At 41.8% G+C, this 25,717-nt stretch carries 19 protein-coding genes and 1 tRNA gene; 5 read left to right on the top strand and 15 right to left on the bottom strand.

From position 1 onward, the window contains the following. Positions 1-127 precede the first annotated feature (127 nt). Both WKV44_03700 and WKV44_03695 read left to right on the top strand, forming a co-directional pair. Positions 128-1,351, top strand: coding sequence for a DUF438 domain-containing protein (locus WKV44_03700; protein ID MEM5947642.1), 1,224 nt, complete (start codon positions 128-130; stop codon positions 1,349-1,351). Further along, the gene (locus WKV44_03695; protein MEM5947641.1) at positions 1,341-2,063 is read left to right on the top strand and encodes a class I SAM-dependent methyltransferase; all 723 of its coding nucleotides are present in this window, start codon (positions 1,341-1,343) and stop codon (positions 2,061-2,063) included. Before WKV44_03700 ends, WKV44_03695 begins: the two co-directional genes overlap by 11 nt. 71 nt (positions 2,064-2,134) lie before the next feature. Here the strand turns inward: WKV44_03695 and ribD are convergent, their stop codons facing one another. Beyond that, positions 2,135-3,220 (bottom strand): bifunctional diaminohydroxyphosphoribosylaminopyrimidine deaminase/5-amino-6-(5-phosphoribosylamino)uracil reductase RibD, encoded by a 1,086-nt coding sequence (gene ribD / locus WKV44_03690; GenBank protein MEM5947640.1) that lies wholly within the window; start codon positions 3,218-3,220, stop codon positions 2,135-2,137. Between the two features lie 235 nt (positions 3,221-3,455). On the opposite strand from ribD, the gene asnS reads away from it, so the two are divergent. Then, complete coding sequence (gene asnS, locus WKV44_03685; protein ID MEM5947639.1) at positions 3,456-4,814, top strand: asparagine--tRNA ligase; 1,359 nt, start codon at positions 3,456-3,458, stop codon at positions 4,812-4,814. A 179-nt stretch (positions 4,815-4,993) separates the two neighbouring features. Here the strand turns inward: asnS and WKV44_03680 are convergent, their stop codons facing one another. Then, complete coding sequence (locus WKV44_03680) at positions 4,994-6,223, bottom strand: FprA family A-type flavoprotein (GenBank protein MEM5947638.1); 1,230 nt, start codon at positions 6,221-6,223, stop codon at positions 4,994-4,996. Positions 6,224-6,441: 218 nt separating this feature from the next. Here WKV44_03680 and WKV44_03675 point away from each other — a divergent pair. Both WKV44_03675 and WKV44_03670 read left to right on the top strand, forming a co-directional pair. Continuing rightward, a tRNA-Ile gene (locus WKV44_03675) sits at positions 6,442-6,515 on the top strand. Between the two features lie 198 nt (positions 6,516-6,713). Continuing rightward, positions 6,714-7,151, top strand: a complete 438-nt coding sequence (locus tag WKV44_03670) for an arsenate reductase ArsC (GenBank protein MEM5947637.1) — start codon at positions 6,714-6,716, stop codon at positions 7,149-7,151. A gap of 30 nt (positions 7,152-7,181) precedes the next feature. Here WKV44_03670 and WKV44_03665 read toward each other — a convergent pair whose 3' ends face one another. The 13 genes from WKV44_03665 to WKV44_03605 form a co-directional block, all read right to left on the bottom strand. After that, positions 7,182-8,528, bottom strand: a complete 1,347-nt coding sequence (locus WKV44_03665; protein ID MEM5947636.1) for an MATE family efflux transporter — start codon at positions 8,526-8,528, stop codon at positions 7,182-7,184. 489 nt (positions 8,529-9,017) lie between these two features. Next, positions 9,018-9,182: a rubredoxin gene (rd, locus tag WKV44_03660; GenBank protein MEM5947635.1), complete on the bottom strand. Its 165-nt coding sequence runs from the start codon at positions 9,180-9,182 to the stop codon at positions 9,018-9,020. A 16-nt stretch (positions 9,183-9,198) separates the two neighbouring features. Further along, a complete protein-coding gene (locus WKV44_03655; protein ID MEM5947634.1) occupies positions 9,199-9,732 on the bottom strand; it encodes a ferritin in 534 nt (177 codons plus the stop codon). Between the two features lie 97 nt (positions 9,733-9,829). Beyond that, complete coding sequence (gene rbr, locus WKV44_03650; GenBank protein MEM5947633.1) at positions 9,830-10,405, bottom strand: rubrerythrin; 576 nt, start codon at positions 10,403-10,405, stop codon at positions 9,830-9,832. A 432-nt stretch (positions 10,406-10,837) separates the two neighbouring features. Then, positions 10,838-13,834, bottom strand: coding sequence for an insulinase family protein (locus WKV44_03645; protein ID MEM5947632.1), 2,997 nt, complete (start codon positions 13,832-13,834; stop codon positions 10,838-10,840). A gap of 284 nt (positions 13,835-14,118) precedes the next feature. Next, positions 14,119-17,466, bottom strand: coding sequence for a beta-ketoacyl-ACP synthase 3 (locus WKV44_03640; GenBank protein ID MEM5947631.1), 3,348 nt, complete (start codon positions 17,464-17,466; stop codon positions 14,119-14,121). A gap of 365 nt (positions 17,467-17,831) precedes the next feature. Further along, complete coding sequence (gene dxs / locus WKV44_03635) at positions 17,832-19,769, bottom strand: 1-deoxy-D-xylulose-5-phosphate synthase (protein MEM5947630.1); 1,938 nt, start codon at positions 19,767-19,769, stop codon at positions 17,832-17,834. 431 nt (positions 19,770-20,200) lie between these two features. Then, positions 20,201-20,773, bottom strand: coding sequence for an Rnf-Nqr domain containing protein (locus tag WKV44_03630; protein ID MEM5947629.1), 573 nt, complete (start codon positions 20,771-20,773; stop codon positions 20,201-20,203). Further along, positions 20,770-21,378 (bottom strand): Rnf-Nqr domain containing protein, encoded by a 609-nt coding sequence (locus WKV44_03625; GenBank protein MEM5947628.1) that lies wholly within the window; start codon positions 21,376-21,378, stop codon positions 20,770-20,772. The genes WKV44_03630 and WKV44_03625 overlap by 4 nt, the downstream gene beginning before the upstream one ends. Next, positions 21,375-21,863, bottom strand: a complete 489-nt coding sequence (locus WKV44_03620; protein ID MEM5947627.1) for a hypothetical protein — start codon at positions 21,861-21,863, stop codon at positions 21,375-21,377. Before WKV44_03620 ends, WKV44_03625 begins: the two co-directional genes overlap by 4 nt. Continuing rightward, positions 21,850-22,902 (bottom strand): RnfABCDGE type electron transport complex subunit D, encoded by a 1,053-nt coding sequence (locus WKV44_03615; GenBank protein MEM5947626.1) that lies wholly within the window; start codon positions 22,900-22,902, stop codon positions 21,850-21,852. Before WKV44_03615 ends, WKV44_03620 begins: the two co-directional genes overlap by 14 nt. Beyond that, entirely contained in the window at positions 22,895-24,211 is a 1,317-nt protein-coding gene (locus tag WKV44_03610) for a hypothetical protein (GenBank protein ID MEM5947625.1), read from the bottom strand. The genes WKV44_03615 and WKV44_03610 overlap by 8 nt, the downstream gene beginning before the upstream one ends. Then, positions 24,208-25,707: a hypothetical protein gene (locus WKV44_03605; GenBank protein MEM5947624.1), complete on the bottom strand. Its 1,500-nt coding sequence runs from the start codon at positions 25,705-25,707 to the stop codon at positions 24,208-24,210. Before WKV44_03605 ends, WKV44_03610 begins: the two co-directional genes overlap by 4 nt. Positions 25,708-25,717 lie beyond the last annotated feature (10 nt).

The following is a 25,717-nucleotide window of genomic DNA, read 5'->3' as shown; positions in this document are numbered from 1 at the left end:
TAACACAGCAAAACAACAGATGCAAAACACGACAAGAAGAAGCGAGCAATAAAAAAACAATGGACTTTAAAAAAATACCTTACTATATTTATAATATTATTGACAAACACAAAAACAAGGAGAAACAATGAGCGAATTTCTGCAAAATGACAGTTATAAACAAGCAAAACTAAAAGAAATAATAAAATCCCTGCATGACGGCAAACCCGTAGAACAAGTAAAAAAAGACTTTGAAAAACTCATAAAAAACGTAAGCCCCGAGGAAATATCAGCAATGGAAAACGCACTCATACAGGAAGGCTTTCCAGTAGAAGAAGTGCAACGCTTATGCGATGTACATGTAGCAGTATTTGACGCAAGCCTAAAAAAATACAAAAGCCCCAAAAAAATGCCTGGACACCCTGTGCACACATACAAACAGGAAAATAAAGAAGCAAAAACAATACTAAAACGGCTCAAAAAACTTACAAAAAAAACTACTTCACAGGAAAACCTATCAGAACTAAAAAAAGAACTGGAAAAGATATCACTAATAGAACTTCACTTTACAAGAAAAGAGAACCAACTCTTTCCCAGACTGGAAAAAACAGGCTTTACAGGCCCATCCAAGGTTATGTGGGGCAAACATGATGAGATAAGAGCCATGCTAAAAAAAGCAAAAACAGCAGTAGAAGGAAAAGACACAAAACTCATAAAAAACAGCATATCAGAACTCATATCAGCAATAAAAAACATGATTTTTATGGAAGAAAAAATACTATACCCCACATCTCTGAGAAAGCTAACAGACCAGGATTGGATAGACATAAAAAGAGAAGAACCACTGATAGGATATGCATGGGTAAAGCCGGGCAACCTCTGGGACATAAACATAGCAAGAAGCAAACAAAAACACCCCATAGAAGAAAACATACAGCATAAAAAAACAGAAGAAAAAACACAGACAGGAGTACATAACCTTGATACAGGGAAACTGACCACAGAGCAGATAAACCTGATGTTAAAAAACCTTCCTATAGACGTAACCTTTGTAGATAAAAACGACAAAGTACTGTATTACTCGGAAGGAAGAGAAAGGATATTCCCCAGAAGCCCATCCATAATAGGGAGAGACGTACAAAACTGCCATCCACCCAAGAGCGTACACATAGTAAACAGAATAGTAGAAAGCTTTAAAAAGAAAGAAAAAGACATAGCAGAGTTCTGGCTGACAATAAACGACAAATTCATACATATAAGATATTTCCCCATCTATGACGATAAAGGAGAATATCAGGGAGTCATAGAAGTATCACAAGACGTAACAGAAATAAGAGCTCTGGAAGGAGAAAGGAGACTTCTTGACTGGTAATCTGTATGACATAATAGCAGAGCACTACAGCTCAATATTTCCTCCTGACAAAGACAGAATAAACTTTGTAGAGAGGTTTTTATCTCCCAACTCACATATACTGGACACAGGATGTGCAACAGGAGACCTCTGTATCGCTCTGGCAGAAAAAGGACATAAAACAACAGGAATAGACCTTAGCCAAGAGATGATAGAAACAGCATACAAAAAAGCAGAAGAGAAAAAAATAAACTGCACATTTTTGCATGGCAGCATGCTTGATATCGATAAACACTTTGATAGCAATATGATAGATGCAATACTATGCATGGGTAACACCCTTCCACACTTAAAGGACACAGAAGAAATAAGCCTATTTTTTAAAAAAGCAGGCAAGATATTAAAAAAATCCGGATATTTCCTCATACAGGTATTAAATTACGACAGACTAGAAAAAAACAATATAACAGAACTTCCTGTGATAAACACAGACAACATAAAAATGACAAGAAGATATAAAAGACAAAAAAATAACAGCACAGAATTCATAATAGAACTGACAACAGAAGGTAAAACATACACAGAAAAAACAACACTTATCCCACTCAAGCAAAAAGAAATCATACAACTTTTGCGCAAAAACAGCTTTACCCATATAGAAACATACTCAGACTATAAACAGACACCGGCAACAGAGGAAAGCTTTGCTATCCTCTACATGGCACAAAAATAAACGCTAGCTATTGTCCTATCAACAAGGTACCAAGTCAGTAACAAAGCTGATATCTTTATAACAAGGCACCCCTACTCTCCGTATGCTCTCTTTACATAGTGCAGCATAACATCCTCACCAACAGTCCTGTTATCAAGAAGACGCCAGGCAGGCACAGAAGAAAGAGGATTATCCAGTCTGACATCTATCCATGAGAGCCCCTTCCCCAGAACTCTGGGCGCGACAAAGACAACAAGCTCGTCTATCAAGTCCTCACCAGCAAAAGAAGAAATAACACCCTGTCCCGCCTCAATCATAACAGTATTAACACCCTTTTCAAGAAGAGTGTTGAGGACAAAAGAAGGCGGTATCCTCTCTCCTTCATAAAAAATACACTCCACACCCTTATTCTTAAGAGCAGCTATATTGGCTTTATCTGCAACCTTACCTGAGAAAACAATTGTACCGGATTCTGCAACCCTGTAACCAGCATCAAGCCTACCCATACCGTCAAGCACCACACGCAAAGGCTGTCTCTCATGAGCAGGAAGTCTTACTGTAAGCTGCGGATCATCGGCAATAACAGTACCCGCCCCAGTAAGCACAACATCATACCAAGCCCTCAGCCGCATGACCTCATGACGAGCATCCTCTCCTGTTATCCACCGGGAAGAACCATCAGGCAGAGCAATCCTACCGTCCAAGCCCATAGCAATCTTTGCCATAACCCAGGGTCTCCCCCTCTCCATCCTAGACATAAACCCCCTATTGAGCCATCTGGACTCCTTTTCTAGCACCCCTGTTCTCACATCAATACCGGCTTCCCTTAGAATCTTTATCCCCCTACCTGCCACCTTGGGATTGGGATCCCTTGCGGCAACAACAACCCTTTTTACTCCGGCATCTATCAGCGCAGACGTACAAGGGGGAGTTTTACCATAATGGCAGCAAGGCTCAAGGGTGACATATACAGTAGCACCCCTTGCTGCATTCCCCGCTTCAAGCAAAGCTTCCACCTCTGCATGAGGCAGCCCAGCTCGTCTGTGAAAACCCTCTCCAACAATCCGGCCATCCTTTACAACAACAGCCCCTACCATGGGATTGGGGCTCGTCATCCCCATCGCCCTTGATGCAAGGCTAAGAGCTCTGTGCATAAAAGAAATATCTTTATCAGACAAAACATCCTCCGCAACTCTAAAACACTACACAAAATATGCAAAAAGGTCAAAACACGGCAAAAAGAAAACATACAATACTGCAAAGCCTAAGAAAACTGCATACAATTAAAAGTCTTTATCACCTACACAAAAAACAAAAGCCTGTAATCATAAAAACACTAAGTTTACAAGAAATAGCACAAAACCGGCAGAGCATATCTTCTAATTTTACAAAAATAGTGCTAAAAAACTAGCTATGAAACAGGAACAAAAAAGAATTTCGGACATTTTTTCTATGAGTCCGGAGGGACAATCAATAACAGTCTATGGCTGGGTACGCTCGGTAAGAGAGTCAAAACAAGTAGCCTTTATAGAGCTCAACGACGGCTCTTGCTTTGATTCGCTGCAAGTAGTTGTAGATAGAGCAGTAATATCACAACTTCCACAAGGACTGCGCACAGGTGCTTCACTAAGGGCAGCAGGAATACTTGCAGAATCTCCTGGAGGAAAGCAACCCATAGAGCTACAGGCAAAAGAAATAATCCTCATAGGAGAATCTCCTGAGGATTATCCCCTGCAAAAAAAGCGACATAGCTTTGAATTTCTGAGGCAGATAGCACACCTAAGACCCAGAACCAACACCTTCGGTGCAGTGATGAGGGTAAGAAACACACTGGCCCAGGAAATACACAGTTTTTTTAATGAGCGCGGTTTTATGTATGTGCACAGCCCCATAATAACAACAAGCGATGCAGAAGGTGCAGGCGCTATGTTTAGAGTAAGTGCAGAGGCAGAAGGTGCGGAAAATCCCGAGTTTTTCGGAAAGCCTGCATACCTTACTGTAAGCGGACAGCTTGAGGCGGAGATATATGCACAAGCCTTTGGTAGAGTTTATACATTCGGTCCTACTTTTAGAGCGGAGAACTCCAATACTACGCGACATCTTTCCGAGTTTTGGATGGTTGAGCCGGAGATGGCATTCTGCGAACTAGAAGGCGATATGCAGCTTGCAGAGGATTTTATCAAGGCACTCCTTAGGGCAGCCCTGGATAAAAACCACAGAGATATGGCCTTCTTTGACCAGTGGATATCACGTGGAATAATAGAGCAACTAGAAAAAGTGGCTAATGCATCTTTTGAGCACATAACCTACACAGAAGCTATAAGCAAGCTGGAAAATGCCGGTAAGAAGTTTGAGTACGAGCCTCACTGGGGTATGGATATTCAGACAGAACACGAGCGATATCTTGCAGAGGAGCTTGTAGGAGGTCCCGTGATAGTTACAGACTACCCACGCGACATAAAAGCCTTCTACATGAAGCAGAATCCGGATGGTAAAACAGTGCGAGCCATGGATGTTCTTGTTCCGAGGCTGGGAGAAATAATAGGCGGCAGCCAGAGAGAGGATGATTACGATAAACTCCTTGCGCGCATAAAGGAGCTTGGCATGGATGCAGACAACTACTGGTGGTATTTGGAGCTTAGAAAATACGGCAGCACACCCCATGCCGGGTTTGGTCTGGGTTTTGATCGTATGGTTCAGTACGTGACCGGAATGCAGAATATCCGAGATGTTATTCCATTTCCCAGAACACCGGGCAATGCGGATTTTTAATATTTCTTTTATACCAAACGGCTTACCCACATTATGCACAGCAAACAACAACAAAAATGCGGGTAAGCCTGCCTGCGGGCGAATAAAAAAACAGGCAGCATCTAAAGGCTGTCCATTCTATACTATCCCGGAGGCAGCCGAGCTCGCTTGCGGGCTCGGCGTTCGATATAAAGTAAATATTATTTCTTGGCACTTTCCATTACTGTCTTTATAAAATCGCGCACTCCCTGCTTTATTTTCTCAATATCTTCTTCTGTTGGTCGCCCTCTAAAGTCAGCCTTGCCTGTTATATCCCACCCGAGTTTATGCTGCTCTATGAGGCTGTTGAGCTCTTTTTCTGCGCCGCCTGACCAGCCAAAGGAGCCGTACCAGAAGACTTTTCTGCCTTTTACATGCTTGCGTCCCATCATGTCTATGACGTGTGCCATGGGTGGAAACATGTGGTATTCGTAAGTGGGCATACCAAGTATGAGCCCCTGGGATTTCCATGCATGGGCAAGGATATGAGAGATATCCTGCTCTGGTACGCGGTATTCATGAAAGGTGATGCCACTTTCAAGAAGTACGTCGCGAACCGCATCGGTTGCATAGGCTGTGTTGTCGTACATTGAACCCCATATGAGTGTTATCTCAGGCTCGCAGGGACCTTTGTAGTAGGAGGCATAGCGTGCATAACGCTCCACTATGTCCTGAGGACGGTCTGTCCAGACTATGCCGTGGGACGGACAGATTGTTTTTATCTCAAGGTCAGACAGGGCTTTGATTGCGCGCTCAACAAAGGTGGAAAAGCTTGCAACTATGTTGGCATAATATCGCAGACTTTCAAACTCGTAAAACTCGTGTTCTTTCTCGCTGAGTTCGCAGTCGCAGGATTTTTCTGTCAAAGAGCCATAAGAACCAAATGCATCACAGGAAAACAGTGTTCCACTTGCAGGCTCATAGGTCACCATAGTCTCCGGCCAATGGACATTGGGAACCTCATAGAACTCAAGTGTTTTGCCGTCCCCAAGGTCTATTTTATCGCCTGTCTTTACGACACGTATGTTGTCTTCTATAAAATAAAACTCTCTTACAAGGTCAGCACCTTTCTTGGTTGTTACAATTTCTATGTGAGGATTGCGTTTTTTAAAATTGGCAAGCCAACCTGTGTGGTCCGGCTCAAGGTGGTTGAGAATAAGGTATTTTATGCGGTTAAACTCCAGGCCCAGTTCTTTTAACTGTGTTTCAAGCTGCTTGGGAGCATCTTCCCACTCCCTCACAAGGTCTATCAGAGCTATATCCGCACCTTCTACTATGTATGAGTTAAGAGAAACACCGTGCGGTATTGGCCACAATCCTTCAAAAAGATTGTCCTTGGATATGTTTGCGGCCAAATGCCATATTCCCGGTGATAATTGTTTTGCATTCATTGTCTTTCTCCTGTTTTTCTTATCAGTTTAGTAAAGAATAGTCTTTTTTTTATCGATTGTCAACAAATTACCGGTATCCTGGGATACTGCAGAAAAGGATACTAAGCCATACCATAAAGTATAGATGCAACTATGCCTTAGATCACACATCTATGTGCAAAAATTGCTATCTGGGTATTGACAAAAGAGTCAATTTTGGGCATGCTCTATGCACATAAGGGCCCATAGCTCAGTTGGTTAGAGCAGCTGACTCATAATCAGCGGGTCGTAGGTTCAAGTCCTACTGGGCCCATAAAGCTTAAGATTATGCCACATCGTAAAGATGTGGCTTTTTTTTTGCCGCAGGCAGGCAGAAGACGCAATGCTTATCAAGGATAGCCATATATTGTGCGTCTTCTGCCGTTCGGACTTTACATATTTTTCATATAATATTATTGTTGAATATTGCTAATTTATATTAGTTTTTTACTTATAAATTCGGAGGAATGACGTGGAGAAGATTAGAATTCTTGTCTTGTGTACCGGTAATTCCTGCCGCAGTCAAATGGCGGAGGGATGGATAAGGCATTTTTATGCAGATAAGGTGGATGTTTATTCCGCCGGTATAGAGAAACATGGGCTAAATCCTTACGCTGTGCGGGTCATGTCCGAGGCCGGTGTGCCTATAGATAATCATGCCAGCAATACTGTTGATGAGCTTCCTGTCAGGGATTTTGATTATGTGATTACGGTGTGTTCCAATGCAAGGGAAAATTGTCCGTATTTCCCAGCCAAGGTAAAGGTTCTGCATAAGGGCTTTGACGATCCGCCGTATCTTACACGGGACATGGAGGATGAAGAAGAAATTTTAAGTGTATACAGAAAAGTAAGAGACGAAATAAGGGATTTTGCTTCTTCTCTGCCGGAGTTTCTGGGCATAAGCCTATAACTGGATATGTAGGGCGCATAGGTCTTTTGCCTATGCACTGATTTCTTCTCTGACTACGCTTTTTCCATGCCAGGCGCGAGAAAACCATCTTATGAGCATGACAATGCCCCTCAGCCATTCGTCAAGCATTCTGCCTATCCATATGCCTACAAGGCCCATGGCAATATGGACACCAAAAAACCATGCTCCGGTAACAGATATGCCCCACATCATAATAATACCTGCCATGACAGGAAATAATACATCTCCAGCCCCTTTTAAACCGGATATTACTATGAGGTTCATAGGTCTTCCTGTCTCATATATCACTGATATAAGCAAAATTTTTGCTGTCAGCTCTATTATGTCTTGATTAGAAGTGAGCAAACCAACCACTTTGTACCTGAATACTGCCATCAAGCTCATTACAAAAAAGCCGCTCATCATGCCTATGGCTGTTGCTTTTATAACTTCCATAAATGCATCGTCATTATCTCCCTTGCCTACCTTATGTCCCACCAATATCTGACTGGCTCCTCCTAGAGACAGAGCAATAATATAGGCAAATCTGGATAATATGACAGAATACGTATAACTTGTAAGTGCTATAGTGCCCATTGGAGCTATCATATACAATATGGCTACCTGTGCAAGATTGTAAGAAAGAGTTTCCCCTGCACTGGGAGCTCCTATCTTTACTATATCTTTTGCATAAGTAAATCTTAGTTTTATAGCTTTATCCTTAAATAGGGATATATCTTTATGCTTAAAAATCATAACAAGCATAGCAGCAACACCCAAAAACTGACTGCTAACAGTAGATATCGCCACTCCTGTTACCCCCAGCACAGGAAGTCCTCCCGGACCAAACAGAAAAATATAGTTGCCGATTATGTTTAACAGGTTGGCACCCATGTTTACATACATGGGGAGTTTGCTGTATCCATGACTGCGTAAAATAGCTGATAAAACCACACTGACAGCCTGAAAAAACGAAAAGGTAAAATATACCCGTACATATTGTTCTGCATAGGTTCTCACAATATATTCAAGTTTAAGACTATCAAGAATATATGGCATTGCAAGCCTCATTACGATACTAAGAAAAACACCAATACCAAGATTAAAGAGTATCGCAACAAGAGAAACCTCGGCTGCCGTATGCTTTCTGCCAGCACCAAGATATTGAGACACAATAATGCTCGTTCCCGTAGCTCCAACTGTGTAAACGACCAGAGTAAAAAACATAAACTGCTGTATGGCACCTACTGCACCCGCAGCTTGGTCTGCAAAACGGCCGAGCATAAAAGTATCAACAGAAGACAAAGTTGTTCTGAGCAAAGTTTCCACCAAAATAGGCAGAGTAAGACTTCTGAGGCTTATCTTATTATCTCTCACATTCTCTCCTGCACGGGATATCCGGACTTTTTAAACAATTTTAAAAAAAGAATAATACATAAAAATAGAAATACTAACAACACATAGAAAAAAGATGTTGAGATATTTTAGGCAGATTTTATCTTCTGATAATATGCCACTCAGATATCATACACAAATATATAAGATTCATTCCATAAATATGGTATAAACAAAGACCTTAAATATAAGCCAAGTCCCTATAATCTGACTGAGGAAAAACTCAGTCACAATAAAAATTATAATCTGAACAAGACAAAAGCTGTCTAAAATTATCACTCAAACAAATAAGATTTAACCACCAAAGACAGTTTTATCCGGATTACATTGTAACAAAAATCATATCCGTTCTCATATCAGACATTTTCCCAAAAGAGGCAAGAATCCAATAAATCACTTTGCCATAAAAAACACTACACAGTCTTGATATAAATAAAAAGGGTGTTCCCAGTACGGAACACCCTGCTACTATTAGTCCTCAAGAACAGAAAAATCGTCCTTGGGTGCACCACACATGGGACATACCCAATCATCGGGAATATCTTCAAAAGCTGTCCCAGCATCCACACCATTATCCGGATCGCCTTCTGCCGGATCATAGATGTATCCGCATACATCACATACATATTTCTTCATAACATTCTCCTGTTTTTTATTGCTGGCTGCCAACGGCACCCTGTCCAGAAGCAAGCGGAAGACTTCCGCGGGCTCCCAGTTCCTTGTCTAAAAGATACAACGCCTGGGGGCTATTTGCAAGAAGAGAAATTTTATTGAGTATATCTTCCGCATTGGCCTCTTCTTCTATCTGCTCAGTAACAAACCACTGGAGAAAAATCTCCGTAGCATAATCATTTTCTTCTCTGGCAATAGAGACCAACTTGTTAATCCTGCCCGTAATATACTGCTCATGCTTTAGAGTATCCTCAAAGACAGCCTTCACATCCGTCCAATCTGACTTAGGCCTATCCAGAGCGTCAAATATTGCTCTGCCGCCTCTCTCTATGATAAAACCATAGATTTTCATGGCATGAGCCATCTCTTCCTGCGCCTGATTGTACATCCAACCGGCAAAGCCATTGAGATTCTTATCTGCAAAATAAGAAGACATGGAAAGATAAAGATAATAAGAAGCAAGCTCTTCTCTTATCTGCACATTAAGTTCTTTTAAAAGCCTTTCAGAAATCATAAGTCCTCCCTATAATTATTATTAAAATAATCGGAAATAACATTTTTGGCTAGAGGGCCAGCAAAAAAAAGCTGCCGCATATTGCAGCAGCTTCATCTTACCAATTTTCCCCTAGCACCTCAAAGTAGGCCTGAGGATGAGCACAAGCAGGACAATTGGCAGGCGCCTCCTCTGCCTCTACGATATAACCACAGTGTATACAACGCCATACAACCTTTTTATCTTTCTTAAAGACCTTGCCATTCTTGACATTCTCAAGCAAAGCCCTATAACGCTTCTCATGCTGCTTTTCTGCAACACTCACATTCTCAAAAAGAATGGCAATCCCTTCAAACCCCTCTTCCCTTGCAACCTTTGCAAACTCGGGATAGAGAGAAGACCACTCCATATTCTCACCCTCAGCAGCCTCTTTTAGATTTTCCTCAGTGGAGCCAATCCTACCAGCAGGATAAGCTGCAGTAATCTCAACCTCTCCACCCTCCAGAAAAGAGAAAAACCTTTTTGCATGCACCTTCTCCTGCTCTGCAGTCTCTTCAAAAATATTTGCTATCTGTACATACCCCTCTTTTCTTGCCTGCTTTGCAAAGTATGTATATCTATTCCTTGCCTGGGACTCTCCTGCAAAAGCAGCAAGAAGATTCTTCTCTGTTTTTGTACCTTTTACACTTTTCATATCACATCCTCCAATATCAATTATATAAATAATTGTAAAGCCATAACCCACTTTTGTAAACAAAACATTAAAAAAACCGAACGTCGTCCCAGCGCAATAATAAGAAAAAAGACAGTAAGGCGCAGGGACTCCTGCCTGTGGCAGAAAGAATAACAAAAGATATCCCAGAAGAACAAACAAAACAAAGAAAAACTAATAACCCCTTTTTCCACAGCATATTAACTGTGGAAAAAACAAAGTATTTTTTTTAAAAAAAATCCACAAAAAAAAGCAGCTGTGAAAAACACAGCTGCAGATATAATTATTTATAAAACAAATACTTAAAACATTTTAAACCTATTCTTTGCAAGTTTTCCACAAGTTTTTCCCTATTGAATTCACTATAAAATTAAGAATTTTTCCACAATATCCACAAGTTTTCCACAAAAACTCCTATAGCCTTATATCAATCCTCTTAAAAGCCCAACCTGCCTTTGCAATCTCTTCTATACGCGCATCATCGCCAAGAACAGATATCTTTCTTGACTGCCAATTATCAACAAGAATCTCTGCCGCCTTTCTTACCTTTTCTGCAGAACAGGAAAGCACAGAATCCCTATGCTTCTGTCTCATATCATCAGTTATTCCCAAAACAGCACGTCGCAAAGCAGTGTACCCCCTGGCAGACGGAGACTGCGGAGCTATCTCCTTTCCGATAAGCCCGCGTATAGCCTGCTCTATCTCTTTTTGTCCTACAACACCCTTTGCAAGATCCTGTAGAATCTCCTCATAGGCCATCACAGTCTTGAGCGAATTAGGATCTCGATAAGAAGAAAAACTCCAAGTCCCTTCCAGAGCAGAAATACCAGCAGATGCACCGTAGGCACCACCTTTCATTCTTATGCGTTCCCATAGAAGACCGGATTTTAAAGCCTGTGCAGCAACAGCAAGCTCGGAGAAACCGATATCACCAAGCCTGGGAGCAGGCATGACAGCAGCAACATAGGATACCTTACTAGGAGCAACAAAGCCCTGAGAAAGAGGAAGAGATAATGCAGAACGGACTGCAGGAGAAGAAGCAGAAGACGGAAGAGAAGAAGCCCAGTCCGAAATAAGCCTTGCAACCTTATCAGCACCCTTCCCCTTACCAGTAACAGACAAAATAACATTTTCTCTGCACATAAAACGATTCTTTAAGCCAACAAGCATAGCCCCCACTTCATTAGAAATAACATTAAAGTCCCTTCCGATTATATTGTTTTCATATACAGGAGACCATAAAAGCTCATCAAAATTCTTGGGGAAAATCCCTCTGCTGAGAGTGTCCAGAAAGAAAAACTGCGCCACTCCCTTCCATCTTTCTTCCATAGCCATTGCAGAGGAAAAGGCAGCCTCCGACCTGAGAGTCATAAAAGAATTACCAGAAGAAACAATAGAAGACACAAAATCTTGTCGGCATTCTCCCAGAACCATCCTAAGCCTCTCTCTGTCCGACACATCTGCAGAAGAAAGATAGGAAGTGATAAAAGGTACGGACTCATCCACCATCGTCTCCAGCATCTTTACCCTTATTATTATGCTGCTTACAGTCTTATTATCTACTGTTGTGCTTGCATCCTCATTGACAGAAAGGCCTCCCGTGAGCATATCCATTTTTATTGCTACCTGATCGTATGTCATCTCCGGAGTGCTTGTTCCCTCAAGCATGTCAACAAGAAGCGGGATAAAATAAAGCTCCTTATCGGACAAGGCGTCCAGGGAAAAAATAATATCCACATACACAACACCATTGCTCTCTATAGGCTGTAAATACACAGGTATCCCGGACAATACAATATGCTCTTGTTCTATTTTCTCAACCGTCTTGGGTAGAGCTTCTAACTCAAGAACAGGAATACACTTAGCAGCAATATCCCTGTCATCAGCAGATTGGAACTTGCTGACAAGCTCAGAATCCTGCCTTATCTCATCCAACTGTTTCTCTGACATGGAAGAAAATAGCTTATCCAGCTGCTCCTGCTCCCTTTTTTCTTCCTCTTCAAACATACCGGGTCTAGGGCGCATTATAAGAGTAAGCCTGTGTCTGTTATCAAGAAGCCACTTTTTTATAAGCTTGGGAAAAAACGAAGAATCAGAAGAAGCTATCTTTCTTATCCTATCAAATACAGGCAAAAAATCCAGTAGAAAAGCAGGAGGTACATCATATATCCAGCCGCGCACTATACGTCTTATATAGACTAGACCTGCATTGCGTTTTCCATAAAGTTCTCTGTACCTAAAGTCCATCTTTCTAAAAGCAGCCTCTATATTCTCGGATGGGATTCCTTTCTCAGCAAGAGATGAAAGACAATCCAAAACAAGATCTTCTACCCTGTTTACATCGCACTCAGAAACACCCTTTAGACCTGCAGAGAAAATGCTGTAAAAAAGCTCATTTTCATAGCCGGTAGAAGGAGCAACATCCTCACCCAAACCAGACTCAAGAAGTGCTTTTCTAAGAGGAGCCGCATCCGTACCAAGCAAAATCTCACTCAAGACCTCAAGCGCAACAACGCTTTCTCTGTCAGAGAGAGGAGCTGTTTTCCAGTTAACAGATACAATAAAATCCTCATCCTCCTCAGCATCCTTATCAGCACCGTAGAACTCCTCCCTTCGTCTTGGCTCTGACCACTCAGGCTGTATAAGAATCTCACAAGACAGCTCTTTCCCCTCCATCCTACTAAGGAACTCCCTGTCAAGGAACTCAAGCTGTTTCTCCGTTGCTATGTTTCCATAAAGGACAATCTTGCATGCAGCAGGGTTATAATTCTTGCGATAGAAATCCATAAATTCCTGGTAAGACAAGTCGGCTATGGCCTCCGGTACGCCTCCGCTCTCAAAACCAAGATTACAGTCAGGAAAGAGCCCCCTGAATGAAAGGTCTGCAGAAAGTGCCTCAGGATCAGAGAACACCCCTTTCATCTCGTTGTAAACAACACCTACACGATGAAGACCGTTGTCAGAAAGTTCCAGTCTGTGTCCCTCCTGCAAAAATGCCTCACGTTTGAGAAGAGGAAAAAACACAGCATCGCCATAAACGCGCATGAGATTAAAATAATCCTCTTCCACCACACTTCCTGCAGGGTACAATGTCCTGTCAGGATAAGTCATGGCATTGAGAAAAGTAGAAAGGCTGCTTCTCATAAGAAAGGCAAAGGGGTCCTTGACAGGAAAAGCCTCAGAACCGCACAAAACAGAATGTTCAAGGATATGAGGGATTCCCTTGTTATTATCAGGCAATGTTTTAAAAGAAAAGCAAAAAAGATTTTCTCTGTCGTCGGTATTAACATGATAAACCTGTGCCCCGGTGCGCTCATGCACGCACAGAATTCCCCTAGCAGAAAGCTCCTCTATAAAATCAACCGATTTTACAATAAAACCAGCAAACCTATCACCAGCAGAAAGCGACATAAAACCTCCGTAAAAAGATATATCAATAATCTATATAGAAAAAAAAGAATTAACAATAATACTTAGCGTCGGATCTGCGCCATTTATGTAAGATAAGAAAGAAGGCGCAGCCCCTCCTGCTTGCGGCGCATATGCATCCCTTCCCAGAAAGTCTATTTTAATATTATGCCGGAGGCAGGCAGAAGCGCGCTTTTTATTTTTGCTCTGCCTGTTATAGCGCGCATTCTGCCGTTCGGTATAAAAAAACCGCCCCTTGGGGGCGGCAGAACATTCTTGAAAATATATCAGACAAGCTTTAAGACTCCGCCTGCAAAGGTAAAGCCCGCACCAAAGGTTGTAAGGCCAAGAATCTTGCCAGGTTCTACAGAGTCAGCAAAGATCTTCTCAAGACACACGGGGATGGTTGTCGCAGATGTATTACCCATAGTGTCGATTATGCTGTAGACCTTTTCCTCAGGGAGTTTAATCCTCTTTCTTACGGCATCTATTATACGCTGGTTTGCCTGATGGGGAACCATGAGGTCCATATCATCAAGGCTTAGACCATTTTCTTCTAGAGCTCGCCTTAGGACGTGGATAAGTGACTTTACTGCGCGCTGATATACAGCCGGTCCATCCATAAATATTGGCTCCGTATAAGGGATTCTAAGGATGCTACCATCCTCACCCTCTGCCGACATCACAGGTCTGTAGAGGCTTGCACGTGGTTTGAGTCCGCTTGCAGGGCCTGCAACAAGGCTTGCACTGGCTCCATCCGCAAAGACAGGGGCAGTTGAGGGATCAGCAGGGTCAACGCGTCTAGAAAGAACATCCGCAGTCACCACCAAAATCCTAGCATCCGGATTTGTCTGTATGTGGTCATAGGCTATCCTAAGAGCATACAGATAACCGGAACATGCCGCATTGATATCATAAGCGGGACAGGTTATTCCGTTTTTGTCCTTGGAGAGCTCATATTGTATTAGGGTTGCAAGTGCTGGGCTGTTATGAGGAGCTGTTGTTGTGGCACAGATTATCTCATCTATGTCCTCTATGCCCACGCCGGTTTTGGCAAAGAGGCTTTTTATGGCATCCACAGACAAACTGACGATATCCTCACCATCTGCAGCCCATCTGCGTTCTTTGATACCCGTTCTTCTAACTATGTCATCAGGGGACCATGTGGGACACATCTTGGACATTTCTTGGTTATCAACAACACGAGAACCAAGACGTACTGCAACGTCCACGATAAATGGGAGCGAATTCTTTGTGTAGGCATCTTTAGTATCTGATGCAACCTTTGTCTTTTTCTTGACAGAGCCCAGCCCTTCTATAACCGGCTTGCCAGGATCTTCCTGGGTGATAGGCTTGGCCTTTGCAGCCGCACCTTTGGGAAGCTTAATCCTTGCTATAGGAGAACCTACAGCAACACTCTCTCCCTCAGGTGCCATGATTTTCTCCACAGTACCAGACACGGATGCCCTTATCTCTATAACAGCCTTATCAGCCTCTCCCTCGGCTACGATATCACCTGCCTTTATCTCATCACCTTCTTTTATCTTCCAGTCAATAACAGTAACACGCTCATCAGAAGGGCTGGAACCTACAGCCTCCAGATAGTAGTATCCAGCTTCCGCCTTGGGCGGTTTCTGCCAACTTACCGAACCACCGAGCATCTTAACTGCAGTCTCCAAAACGCGCTTATAAGAAGGAAGAACCTCAAGTTGAGAAGGAAAATTACAAGGCACATAGGTATCCGGCCTTGTAACACGTGCCATATCTATGGCTTCTCCCAATTCTTCGGCAACCGTAGCTAAGACCTCAGCACCAAGCCCTGCAGTATGAGTATCCTCATGTACAACGATGAGCCTGCCTGTCTTCCTTACAGACTCTATTACGGTCTCTTTATCCCAGGGGAAAAGGCTTCTCAGGTCTATAACCTCTGACTCTACACCATTATGAGAAAGTGTCTCTGCCGCAACAAGACAATGAACAATATTATTTCCCCAAGATACAAATGTAATATCATCACCTCTTCTTCTCACAGCAGCCTTACCTATAGGCACAAGATGTCGGGAAACATCCTTCTTTGTAGCAAAATCTCTGCTATTGAGAAGGTTCTTTGGATAGAAAAATATAGTAGGCCTTCCAGACTCAAAAGCACTATTAAGAAGACCGGCTGCATCTGCTGCAGTGGAAGGCATAAACACATCCACACCTGGTATATGGGCAGCAACGCCATCAAAAGTACTTGCATGGAAAGGACCTAGACCAGGCTTATAACCGCCACAGGAAACCATAACGATTACAGGACATTCCCAGCCGCCGTCAGTCCTCCACCACATACTGCCAAGCTCAGAAATAAGCTCGTTAAAGGCAATGGGCAGGAAGTCTGCAAACTGCAAAAAAGCAACAGGTCTCTTGCCAGCAAGAGCCATACCTATGCTTACGCCAACAATACTTGCCTCAGCAAGCGGAGAGTTCTGCACCTGTCCGGGAAACTTTTGGGTAAGCCCTCTGGTAACACCAAAGACATCACCCTTGGGATCCTCCAAATCTTCACCGAATAGAAACACATCTGAGTTTTCTGCCATCCTAGCTGCAAGAGTATCCCGTATGGCATCCCTCATAACCCTAAGCTCATTCTCAGTAAGCTCAGGAGCCTCATTCTCTATTGCAGGATTAGTGAGCCTCTCGGGCAAAGCTTTCTTGGCCGTATGGATAGGCTCCGGATCAGGAACAAGCTGAGACTCAGCTGCCATAGCCTCCAGCCTCTCCGTTATCCCCTTTTCCAAAGACGCAAGCTCATCCTCTTTTACCCCCTCGGATATAAGAAAAGCTCTCAGTTTCTTTATAGGATCAGCAGCTTCCCTTACTTGCTTTCTCTCTTCTTCCGGGCGGTATATGCTCTCATCATCCGCATTGGTATGATTGCACAACCTCTCTACCTCAAAAACAACAATCCTAGGTTTTCTATCACCCCTCATACCATCCACAACAGGCTTAAGCGACTCATAAGCTTTTACCGCATCCGTACCATCGACATAATCTATAGGAATCCCGTAAAACTCAGATGCCTTGCCATCCGGTCTGTCATAGAAAGTCTTGCCCCGAGTCTTTGTAGAAATAGCATATTTATTATCTTCTATAAAAAACAAAACAGGAAGCTCGTCACGCACAGCCTGGGCAATAGCCTCCAGAACATCCCCCTGCTGAGTCATCCCATCACCAAGAGAACAAAGGACAACCGGCTTATCGGGCTTATCCTTAACAGCCTTGGCAACACCTGCAGCCTGCAGAGCAGAATTACCTACCGGTCCTACGATACTCAAAATCTTAAGCTCAGGATCACTTATATGGGCACTCATCTGTCTGCCGGCAGAATGAGAATCCTTATTAGTAAAAAGAGAATGAAAAAACTGTACCGGCTCCAGCCCCCTGGCAAGCATCAGAGCCTTATCCCTATAGTGACAATGTAGCCAGTCGGAAGGCGTAAAAAAATCCGCAAGAACTGCAGAAGCCTCATGCCCTGCACCAGAGACCGTAAAAAAAGCCTCACCCCGCTTGGTATAATCCTCTTCCAGGCGGTCAATCTCTCTTGCCATATACATATATTGATATATAGAAAGAAACTTATTCTTATTCTCCATAATTCCTCCTCTTATTCGGCCATGGGTTGATTATATGGTACTGATAAAACAATACCCTGTCAACCAAAAATGGCACCTGCTCAGCTCAAGAAAAATCACATCTTAGCCCGAACGCGATATGCCGCATAGCGGCATATCGCTGCCTCTGGCAGAAAAACAAAATATCAACGACATATGCTTTAGTCACACTATATATTATATGAGCAAAAAAAAAGACAACATGATATAAAACAAGAATACAAACTCTACAACCCGTATAAATCGGATTTTTAATCACCAAACTTTTTTCTCACACCAAACTATAATTTCCTACCGCCGGAGGCAGTACGGACGAGAGATAGCGAGTCTGTACGTTCAGATTATTTTTATATAAGCTTTACAAGGCTTTTTGCATCAAGTCCGTAGGAAGCCAAGAGTTCTTCACGCGTTGCATGCTGAGGAAACTCGTCGGATACTGCTCTCAAAGTTATGACCGCATCAGTAGTATCTGCGAGCTCGGATTTTATCAGACTGCCCACTCCACCTGAGGCAGCTATGTCTTCTGCTATGATTATTTTTTTATATGGCTTACATACTGCAGATAGATAATCAATATCAAGGGGCTTTAAGAACCTGAGGCTGTACACATCACACTTGATACCCTGCTTTTCCGCAAGTTCTGCGGCTTTGATGCACTCACGGATATGTCCGCCATAGCCTATTATAAGTCTATCTGCACTGCCTGTTTTTCTTACAAATATTCCTCGGCCTTTCTCAAGAGGAGATATAAAAGCACCATCTTCCGACAGGCAAGTGTCCTTAGGATAACGTATTACCACAGGGCTGTCTGCAGAAAGTGCCCATCCCAGCATCATGTTCATCTCACAGGAAGTAGAGGGCATAAGGACACTAAGAGAAGGGACAGCCCTCAGCATGGCAAGGTCATATATTCCCTGATGAGTATCTCCGTCACCAGGAACAAGACCTGCTCTATCCACAGCAAGTACAACAGGAAGCCCCGGAAGCGCTATGTCATGTATAAGCTGGTCCAAAGCCCGCTGTAGAAAAGTGGCATATATAGCAACAACCGGCTTGAGCCCTGCTCTTGCAAGTCCTGAGGCAAAGGTCAAGGCATGCTGCTCGGCAATGCCCACATCAAAAAAACGATCGGGAAAACGCTCTTTAAAAGAAGAAAGCCCCGTACCGGTTTCCATTGCTGCGGTTATGGCAGTTATCTTATTATCTACTTCAGCATATTTTATGAGAGAAGCAGAAAATGCAGAAGTAAAAGACGGAGAAGCAGAAGATGAGCCGGAAGAACCTGTCTCTATGGAAAAAGGTCCAACCCCGTGGTAGGAAGTGGGATTGCTCTCAGAATGATGATAGCCTTTGCCTTTTTGGGTCTTTACATGCACTACAACAGGCTTAGACAGTTCTTTGACACGCAAAAAATTGGAAACAAGCCTTTCTATATCATGCCCGTCGACAGGACCTACATACTCAAAACCAAGATGAGAAAATAAGTTCTCTTCATATACAACAGATTTTACAGCGGCTTTAAACCTCTCAACCAGCTTTAAAGCAGAATCACCATAATGAGGAATGGACTTGATAAGACTGTCTATCCTGTCCCTTACCCCCTGATAAGAAGAAGAAGTTGAAAGTCTGCTTATATAATAAGAGATTGCACCCACATTGGGACTTATGGACATATCATTGTCATTGAGGATAATAATGAGATTCTTTTTTAGATGACCGGCATGGTTGAGAGCCTCCAAAGCGAGACCACCGGTTAAAGCACCATCTCCTATAACAGCAATCACATGTCCCTTTATATCAAGAATCTCTCTCCCCACGAGGAGTCCAAGACCACTGGAGATAGAAGTAGAAGCATGTCCGGTCTCTACAATATCGTGCGGACTCTCCTCTGGACGAGGGAAACCACTAAGCCCCCCTTTTTGACGGAGAGTAGCAAAACGTTCTCTTCTTCCAGTTATAAGCTTATGAGTATAACACTGGTGTCCAACATCCCAGATAATAGCATCCCGCGGACTGTCAAAAACATAGTGCAAAGCAAGTGTAAGCTCCACGGCACCCAGATTGGAAGCAAGATGCCCCCCAGTACGGCTCACAGTATCCAGAATAAACTCTCGTATCTCATCTGCAAGCAAAGCAAGCTCTCTAAAGGAAAGATTTTTTATATCGCCAGGCTCGTTTATACGCTCAAGATAAGAACAGAAAGGTGACTTTTCAGAGGGAAGCTCATTTTTAACAAGCATATCATCAAATCCATTATAAGTGACATTATCCACAGCAACATCCATGAAAGTATAAGGTGTTAAAAAGAATATACCTACAATATGACACAAGTCAATAAAAATCAAAGAATATTAAGACAAAAACAAAACCATAGATATCCAGACAAAAAATAGAGGGCAAGGAACCGGTTAAAATCCGCAAGGAAATCCGTCACCACAAAACACAACGGACAACAAAAACCGGGCAATCCCTGCCCTATAAAGACTAGTGCTTTCTCTTCTTGTGACGATTCTTCCTTAATTTTTTCTTTCTTTTATGCTTTGCAATCTTCTTTCTTTTTCTTTTTCTTCCGCAAGGCACAGCATGCACTCCTTATGTGGGAAATATTAAAAAGCATTATGCAACGTAGAAATATCTTAGTCAAGTAAGCCTATGAGGAATTATATTACAACCGAACGGCTCAGCAATGCAGAGCCTGCCGCGCCCTTTTTGCAGGCTAAAAATTATATAAAAAAGCTTCCCCTACTGCCATAAAAAACATAGAAACAAGCCCGGCACTCAAAATCCTTACAGGAAGCCCCTGCATAGAAGTCGGGACAACCTTATCACGGATAGAATTAGAAATCCCAACAAAAGCAAGTAAAGCTATAAGAAAACCAATACCTGCAGAAAAAAAAGCAAAAACAGACTGTAAAAAAGACATCCTCTGATCCATTATGATAAAAACAAGACCCAAAACAAGACTAATAATGCTGCCATCACGTATAAAATCATAAAAACATTCCATTAATTTTGGAAAAAAACTCTTTCCAAGATAAAAAGCAGCAAGAAGAATAACAGAAAAACCCACAAAAAAAACAATCAGGCGAAAAGCCAGCATACCGGTAACATCCAGCCAAAAAGTCTCCATAACAAATTGGAAAGAACCGGCAAAAAAAAGAAGAACCATAGTAAAAAAACCAAGCTTTAACGCATCCCTTATGGAAGAAGGAGCAAAAATAACAAGAGAAGCCCCAAGAAAAAAATAAAAAACAGGATTATAGAAAACAGAGAAAATAAAAAAACTCATTCTTCCCCCCTCTTCTCAAAGAACTTTCTAAACAAAGCAGAAACAAAAGCAAGGACAAAAAAAGCTCCCGGTGCCACAGAAAAAACAATCAACCTGTAGTCTCTGGCAGCTCCCAACTCCACAACCATCTCAGAAAAAGGATAAAACGAGATGCTCCCATGCCCCATAATATCCCGTATAAAAGAAATAAACACAACAGCAAGACCATAACCTGCACCAAGTCTAAGAGCCATAAAAAAAGTACGCTTAGGCCTATGAGCAAAAGAATAAGGAACAGCATAACCCCAAACAAGGGAACCGACAACAAGAATAGCAAGATAAGGACCAAATACAGCCAAAAGAGAAGGGAAAACTGCCTCCAACACTAGCTCGACAAGAGTAATAAACGTCCCTGAGATTATAAAAAAAACAGGAAGCCTCATAGAATCCGTCTCAAGATAATCTCTAAAAGAAGATAAAATCATGCTGATAAAAAGCACAATAAGAAAAGCACTCAGAGCAAGAAGAAGACCATACCCCAGATAAGAGGTCAAAGCCAGAGCAGGGATAAGACCCATAGAAAAAGAGAGGAGAGAATTGTTTTTTAATACACCGACCTTTTTCACCTCAGATACCCCTTATCCGTAAGAAGTTTTTTTATTCTCATATCCAGTGTTCTCGCACGTGAGAGAAAGAGTGCGGATATGTAAACATCATTTTTATCTTCCTTGCCTTCTATATAAGCGGCAATATCAGAAGGAAAAAGATTCTCTGAAGCAACAAATCCATTATGCGGTATAAAAACAGAAACAAGAGTACCAGAATCAGAATAAGCAAAAAAAGCCTTAAGAATACCATTCCAACGCATAGAAACAGCCGCTACATACCTATAAGCAGATGAGTCAGACAGATAAAGCCTTATATGTCTGTCCAGCATCTCTCCTGTCCCGGGCATATAAGAAACAGAAAACTTGTCAAAAGCCTTAGCATCGGAATCATCAGAAGCAAAATACGGATTTAAAATCCAGAAAGCAGACAACATGAGAGCTAAAGCGGCAAGGAAAAAAAGTACAATAAGAGCTAAATCCAGATTCTTCTCAGTTTTCTTCATCTTTAGCCCCCTGTAAGAGAACAAAGCGTGTTTTTATATAATTCGTAAGAGGCACAAAAACACAGCCCACACCTATGGCAAGCAGAGCAGGAAAAGGAGAAAAACCCATAACAGAAAAAAGAGCAGCCAACAAGCCTAAAAAGGCAGACCACAATCGCGACAAGAGCATAGAAAAAGGAGTGGATATGGGGTCTGACAGTAAGAAAAATGCAGCAAAGAAAACATCAGTAGAAAAAAGATAAAAAAGAACATCTCCCTGGGCAAAGACACCGGTATCTGCAAAGCTGCCAAAAAACCAGACAAAACAGGCATATACAGCAAGAAAAGAAATCACACTCACAGCATCAACAACATAATCCCACAGTAAATATGCTCCTATCAAGATAACAGGAGCAGTAGAAATAGCTGCTAGCGGACCCGGAACATTACCCAGAAAAAGATCAACATAACCGGAAGGAATATAAGCTGCAAAAGAAGAAAGAATACTGTCATTGAGATAAGAGGATATGGCAGAATCAAAACTACTGGCAGAAAAAGAGACAGAAGCCATAACAGGAGTGGAAGCGGCCGATTGTTTTATAAGAAAAAAAGGCAAAGTATCAGACTGAGAATAGAGAGTTGCAGAAAAAGAAGACAAAAGAGAAGGGACTGCAAGCATTATAAAAACAACCCCTGCAGCAACAGGATTGAGCCATGCATATCCCCTGCCCCCAAAAGGCCATAGTACAACAACATGAGCAAAACCAATAGCAACAAAAAGATGATATAAAGAAACTCCATCAGGAAGATAAGCTGCAATAAAAAATCCAAGAAGCAATGAATAAGGCGAAAAACAATATTGCCTTCTATCAAGAACAGAAAGCAAAAAATCCAAAAGGACAGAAAACATACCGGACAGCGCCCATACAACAAGCGTTGCAGGACCTCTTAGTAAAACAGACATGAGGATAACAGGTAAAAAAGAAAACAAAAGCTTATAATCACGAGCTGCATGACGCGTACCCGCATATCCTCCCCTGTTAAAAAAAGCATTACTCATGCTGATTCACCTCTTTTAAAGCTTGAGAAAAAACAGGACTCAGTGGCAGAGAAGACTGACAGACAAAAGAACACAATCCGCACTCTATGCAATAGCCAAGCCCAGCTTTAAATGCTTTTTCCACCTCAGAAGACTCTATAAAATCATAGAGGAGCATCGGCTCAAGATTGCGCGGACAAACAGCACTACAGGAAGCACACTTTATACACACAGAAGGACAGGGTTTTCTTACTCTTTTGTTTACAGTTATGGCAGAAATACCAGGCAGGACAGGAGAACCGAGCCAGTCAGAAGAATACCCTGTCATAGGACCTCCCCAGAAGACATCGACATCTTCTGTCTTAAGAGAAAGCTCCTTAATATTTACAAGTTCAAAAACAGGCATACCTTTTTTTATCTTACAGACCGTAGGCTGCCCTATGGCATCTCCTCCTACACTCACAAGCTGCTCAAGAACAGGCCTATCAAAAGCAATGATATTATAAACATCTATCAGAGTAGAAGGTTCTACTATCACATAGCCCATCATGGCGGGGATATCTCCATACTTAAGACGAGTTCCATCTGTCTTTTCTATAAGCATAAAGTCATGGGCAGAAGGATAAAAATCATCAGCAGGCATTATCGCTGTGGGAACTCCCCATTCCCTGCTGTCTGCAAATATCTTCTCACTGTTATTCTGATAATCCGCATCTTTTTCTAGAAACAAAACAAGCCGTTGCGGCATAGTTGTTCTGACAAGGGCATGAAGCCCAATCATCATCTCACGATACATATTTCTGAAGATGATACTTTCCGTATTATCCCATGGCTGGTTAGGGAAACACCTTACAATGAGAGTCTTAGCCTTCTTACCCGGAAGCGGCATAAAAAGATACGGAGGAAGAGCAGGTTGAGAATGCCTTGCAAGACCTCTTGCGTATAAGAGTTTCCATAATTCTTCTGGAGAAACGTTTATGTAAGAAGAAAGATCAGGACTTGCAGACTTTCTGTTAAACGTCCCGGACAATTCTATTATTATGGCGCTCTGCTTATCACCGTCAGGCAGGGTAATCTTTCTTATATCCTTTACAACACCTGGCACAGGAGAAAACAGAGGTATACTCTCTCTATTATCCGGCTTTGCAATAAGCTGCCCCTCTTTTACAGCAGCACCCTCATGCACAAGAGGATTGGCTGGCTTTATCTTTCCGTATCCCAGAGGCAGAACCACAATCCTTGGAAGAGCTGTGGTAAGAACATCATCACAAAATCTGCTCCTGTAATCTATAAACTCAACACCCTTTTTTTTCTTTGTAAGTATATTCATGCAGCTGCCTGCCTTCTTTCTTTTTCGACTTCTGCTCTCATAACATACCTAAAATCAAAAGTCAAATAAGACTTTATGCTTCTCCAGCAAAAAGGCAGAAGCAATAGAATAATTGCTACTGTCTTGGGACTTTTTGTGCTTATTATAGCAGAGGGACGAGATTTTTGAACAGCACAGGAAGGATTTTCTATAAAAAGTCTCGCAATGTTATCCAAAGATACAGTCAAGACCTCGTCAAACCAATCTCCATCATAGGAAAACATGATTCTTTCTTCTTTCTTTACGTTTGCTCCCTGTATTTTATAAAAAGGAAGCCTTATACTCTCACCCTCTTTAGGAACTTTAAAAGGGAAATTATACAAAAAACCATCCTGATAAGCCATGTGTGCAATATAAAGTTCATATGGCTTTATATTATCATCATTCCACATCATTTCAGAGACAACAGGTACAGGCATGACAATACTGTTTCCCGATATATCAATGTAGGAAACAAAAAATCCCAGAAGACTGGCAAAAAATAAAATACTTATTGGGGAAGAGTATTTTGTATCAAAAATATCTTTTAATCCTGTCTTTTTTATGCCAAGAGGCAGAAATATTCTGTGGGAACTAGCAAGTCTCTTGATACGCAATCTCACAAAAATAAGAGCTATAATCAATACATGAGCAAACAACAAGATAATAGATGGTAAAAGCATGCCTTTTACAAAAGGCATAACTGACAATATAAAAACAGGAATAAAGCCTTTAACCAAGAGAGGTAAAAGAAGTCTCTTGTCCTTTTTCCACATTATAGTTGTTTCCATAAAAGGTTTTAACTCGTCAAGTAAGATAACAAATCCCACAAGAAAAACAACAGCAAATGAAAAAACAAAAGAACCGGCTGTCCATATAGTAATCGTCCAAAGTCCCAAGCTTATAAAGGCCCATATCCTTATACCTTTTGCCCTTACAATAAGAGGAAGAGATAGCAGAAAATAAAAAAATGCCATTGCCAATCTGGATATTCTGTTAAAAAAAGGAAGAATCACCCTGTCTCTGTATTTTCTCAATACAGGATATATCTTTATAAAAAAAGAAGGAACAGAAAGATTGGTATTTACATACATCAATTTATAGTCTACATCTCCCTGTTTTGCAGAAAACATGTCAGGAAGCCATTTTATATATGCATCCAGTCTAGGATCATCCGAGTCAAACTTCTCTTCTATATAGTCCAGAGGATATTCTTTTTTCCCAGAAAAAGTAGAAATTTCTATTTTTTGCCTTTTTTTAGTTATTATATTGGTAAAGCCAAGTTTTTCTAGAGAAGCTAGCAGAGCTTCTTCATCCGTATCATAGCGATAGGCCAAAACACGGTAGGATTTCCAAACATTAGAAGAAACATCAGAAAAAAATGAGGGAATAGCAACAGCAAAAAGAAGCAGCAAAACAGAGAGAAGTAAAAAAAACGATATAGCAAAAAACAATGCTTTGCTCTTTTTTTTTGCCATAAGTAAAATC

It is taken from the genome of Spirochaetia bacterium 38H-sp (assembly GCA_039023545.1).
GTDB lineage: Bacteria > Spirochaetota > Spirochaetia > Winmispirales > Winmispiraceae > Rarispira > Rarispira pelagica.
This window is presented reverse-complemented; position numbering and strand designations above follow the sequence as displayed.